The 3,943-nt window shown below is 57.4% G+C and carries 4 protein-coding genes and 1 pseudogene; all 5 read left to right on the plus strand.

What is annotated here, in order from left to right; translation table 11 throughout:
* Window positions 1-270, plus strand: a pseudogene (locus PG883_RS22455) (conjugal transfer protein TraB); the annotation flags it as partial.
* Window positions 271-279: 9 nt separating this feature from the next.
* The gene (locus tag PG883_RS22460) at window positions 280-768 is read left to right on the plus strand and encodes a hypothetical protein (protein ID WP_114522833.1); all 489 of its coding nucleotides are present in this window, start codon (window positions 280-282) and stop codon (window positions 766-768) included.
* Window positions 768-1,376, plus strand: coding sequence for a lytic transglycosylase domain-containing protein (locus PG883_RS22465; protein WP_114522832.1), 609 nt, complete (start codon window positions 768-770; stop codon window positions 1,374-1,376). The genes PG883_RS22460 and PG883_RS22465 overlap by 1 nt, the downstream gene beginning before the upstream one ends.
* A 110-nt stretch (window positions 1,377-1,486) precedes the next feature.
* Complete coding sequence (locus PG883_RS22470) at window positions 1,487-2,200, plus strand: hypothetical protein (protein ID WP_114522831.1); 714 nt, start codon at window positions 1,487-1,489, stop codon at window positions 2,198-2,200.
* Window positions 2,201-2,343: 143 nt separating this feature from the next.
* Window positions 2,344-3,943: hypothetical protein (locus tag PG883_RS22475; protein ID WP_270808272.1), on the plus strand; the 1,600-nt coding region annotated here is incomplete at its 3' end.

A 3,943-nucleotide genomic window follows, 5' to 3' on the forward strand; every position in this document is an offset into this window, starting at 1 on the left:
TCCTTCCTCTCCGCAGTCGCTGAGGCCACCAAGCCACAAGCCATCCCGACACTGGACCAGAACCCCGGTGAACAGACCACCTTCCAGACACCGGACATGACTGATGTCGGCAAGAGCGGCGTACTGGGTGGCGTCTCGGGTGGTGCTGACCGTCTTGCTCAGTACGCGATCTCGATTGCCGAACAGCAGTGGCCAGTCATCGAAATTTCACCCGGCACCCCTGTGACGTTCTTCCTTGAGAAGGGAATGAGCTTACCGGTGATCGAATAAGGAGCTTCCATGCCAGACCATCCATTGCCTCCCTTTAACGCGCACGGTGATGCCCCAGGCGACGAGCACCACGATCCCGAGACGGGATCGGGTGAACAGGACATCCTTCACGGTGAGCCTGCCCGAGCGACCTCGAGCGTCGCTGAGCCCGCCCCCGTGGTCGAACCGTCACCGTCCGCCAAGGAGTTCAACTGGCAACCGGTGCTAGGCGTGTTGGGGGTGCTTAACCTGGTGGGTCTGCTCTGGTTGGCCTACTCCATGCACTCAATGTCCTACTACGACCTGCACGATGCGCCGCTCATCTACTACGCCAAGCCCGAGGAGATCGTGTCACAGGCCATGCTCAAGAAAGACCCGAACAAGGCTCAAGCTGACTTGATTGCCCGCTTGAAGATGAACCACGGCCTCGTGCTCAACGAGAACGCGGTTGTCATAGCCGCGCCGGAATTTAAGATGTATCCGATGCAAGAACCCGACACTAGCAAAGGTACTGAGTAATGTTCGCTGCCCCTGCCCCCTACCCCGTTCCTGAGCCCGTCGTGGCCGAGTGTGTTTCCACCGCCTCGCGCACCTATGCCGTTCCTGAATTGGTGATCCGCACCATCCTGAAGGTGGAAGGTGGCAAGGTCGGCACCATGTCGCGCAATACCAATGGCTCTTATGACCTCGGGCCAATGCAGATCAACACCATCAACCTGAGCCTCATCAACAAGGAATACCCATTCCTGACCTGGAAGCACATCACCTACAACCCGTGCATCAACATCATGGTCGGCACCTGGTTCCTGAGTTCCAAGATCCGGGCTCGCAAAGGGGTCATCTGGGAAGGGGTGGGTGATTACCACTCGGTAACGCCCTCCAAGCGTAACGTCTACCTCAGCCGCTTTTTGACCCACTACACACGCCTCAAGAAGCAATACGGTTTCAAGCCGGTCAAAGGCGGGTATACTGAGTCCCTGCAAGCCGTAGAGCCCCAACTCGCCCAAGAGCAAACCCAACCGGTGTCCCTGGCCAACATCCCCACCATGTTGTCACGCCAGCTCTCTGGCAAAGACTTGCAGGACTCCCCTCCCACCTTCGCTTCCATGTTCCGTCCGAGGCAATGAATCGCCCCCTAATCCATCCCCCTACAATGTGAGCGGAGCGTGAAAACGCTTCCGTTCAATCATAGGCGCGTGTTATAGTCGTTTTACAAACTACTTGTGGAGTGACTGTCATGTACGCCAATCACCGTTCTGGCTTCAAGCATCCGTCTGTGCCTGCCTCCGCTTCGCAGGTGCCTCACTACGACGAGTCTGACTACGTCGACCAGCAGTACAACGGCTATGCAGACGAGCCTGCCCCCACGCAAGCGCCCGTCCACCAGCAGCGCCGTCAGGGTGCAGCGACACAGGCCCCGCAGCAGGAATCCAAGGCTGCCAATGGAGCGCAAGGCAAGTATCCCGAGTATTTCAGCATCAAAATTCATGGTTCCAAGGCTGCCCTCAACTTCATACCCGACATCACCCGAAAAAACTTCCTGACCATCTCCATCGAGGCGGCGGAAATGCTCAACCCGGCCAATCGGACCTACAACTGGGGCAATAAGACGCGCATCCAGCTCACCCGCACCGAGTATCTGGAGGTGGTGGCCGTGCTGCTGGGGATGGGGGAAACCTGCAAGGCAAAATTTGATAACCATGGCGTTCAGGGCGGCCCCAAGAAAGGGTTCCAGCTAGAGCACCAAGGCCGTCATGTCTTCTTCTCGGTCTACGAGAACAACAAACCCGTCCGCGCCGTGCCCGTCCCGCTGATGGAGGCCATCCAGGTCGCGCACATGATGATCTCCATCTACGTCGAGAACTACCCCGGAATTACCAGCGACACCGTCATGACAAGTCTTAATCAGGCTATCCGTAAACGCGATATGGAATCTCGCAAACAGAGCTAATGATATTTGATTATGTTTGGTGTTTTCAGGCAATATTAAGCAGTTTCGTAAGGACTATCACAATGAACAGTAACGCTACCCCTAAGAAGATGGGTTCACACCGACTACCGCCGCCCTTGTTTACTTGGGAGGAGTTCGAACCAATGCGCAGTTACCTGAGCCGATTCGAGAAGTCCGGCGTGATCACTCAGGAGGAGATGGGCACACGGCTTGGCTGTGCGACCATCAACACCTACTCGAAATGGGAACGTGGTGAGCAAGTCGCCTCCCCCGTTGGCTGCCGGGCGCTTGAACTGCTGCTGTACCATACCCTGGTCAAAGCGGGCCAGTTCACGACCGAAGAAGAAGCCCTGTCGCGCTATTACCAATTCAAGGCCATCCATCGCAAGAATGCGGCGGTGCAGATCTCCCGTCCTGTCGATGTGGACAAGAAGATCCAAGCCATCCAGAGCCTCGCCTATGAGGCGTTGTGCATGAAGTCCGGTGCGCAGTCGCGTAACGCCGTCATTGTCGATGGTTACCAGTGCCAGCTGACCTCCGGCAAGCTGGAGTTCAGCCCCGGCTTTAACCGCAATGGCAAGCTGGCGGGTAACACGCTGGAGGTGTTGTCGCTGATGGCCGGTCTGGTCACGCAGGACTACCAGAACATGGCCGAGTACGCGAACCCCGGTAGCGGCATTCCTGAGATGGTCACCAACATCTATCGTGAAAATCGCGACCCTCGGTTCAAATACTACAACGGGGTCATCCCGTGCGAGTTCTTCACCGTGCAGCGGGTGCGCAGCGACATCGTCATTGAGATGCCCAAGGATCTCGTCACTAAGGTCAACGCTTTCCTGGCCGAAGGTGCCAAGCTGACCGAACGCGATGAACGCGAAGAGCTCTCCCCCGAGCAGCTACGTGTCGCACTACGGGCCATCATCAAGAAAATGCCCGAAGCCCTCGTGACAGATAAGGGTGAAGTGTCGCTGCCAAAGCCGGTGTTCACCATCAAGCACATGATCGGCTCCAACCAGCGGATCAAGTCCAAAGACGTCAGCATCATCGAGCAAGCCCTGTGCCACCTGCTGGGTGAGCAGTACGCAGACATCCGTGAGCCTGCCGCCATGCTGGTTCGCAATGCCTACGGCCGCCGCAAAGCTGATCGGGCGCACATCAACACCCACTTCTTCAAAGCGGCGATCGACGCGCGTTCGCTGGCGATCACCCTCCACCAGCCCAAGGCTTTGGAGGCGATTAACGCTTTCATGAAGGGCATGACCGACCCCGAATCGTCCGCCCCGGACGTCAAGGGCAACGTCGATCTTATCCAAGGCCGCGCCCGCAAAATTACGGCAGGCTTGGTGGTCACCCCGGACAGCTATTACCAGATCAACGGTAACCAGCTTGAGATCTCCGACATCATCTCGCGCCGTAACAGCGTGCGGGTTCACATCATCAATGCCATCGAGCGCCTGCTGCGTGACGCCAACAAGGTCTACCTGACCCACTCCCAAGTGGCCGGGGCGATCATCAAGCGCACCCGCAATGAGCTCAAGCTGGTCAGTGCCCTCAACAAACCGCACATGCTGGACGAGTTCATGGAGCACAAAGCTCGCGTTGAAGCCGCCGCCAATGAGCAAGGGCTCTCCACCCCTGAGCTCAAACAGCAGATTGCTGAGCTGATGGCGCAGTACGACATCACTCCTCAAGAGGTGCCCGGCATTGCGATGGAGGTGGACTGCCACTTCTTCAGCTTTGAGC

This window comes from Aeromonas sp. QDB25, assembly GCF_027707725.1.
GTDB lineage: Bacteria > Pseudomonadota > Gammaproteobacteria > Enterobacterales > Aeromonadaceae > Aeromonas > Aeromonas caviae.

What these genes read in the sequence shown, in the direction of transcription:
- PG883_RS22460 (WP_114522833.1), top strand. Translation starts at nt 280, where the DNA reads ATGCCAGACCATCCATTGCCTCCCTTTAACGCGCACGGTGATGCCCCA.
- PG883_RS22465 (WP_114522832.1), top strand. Translation starts at nt 768, where the DNA reads ATGTTCGCTGCCCCTGCCCCCTACCCCGTTCCTGAGCCCGTCGTGGCC.
- PG883_RS22470 (WP_114522831.1), top strand. Translation starts at nt 1,487, where the DNA reads ATGTACGCCAATCACCGTTCTGGCTTCAAGCATCCGTCTGTGCCTGCC.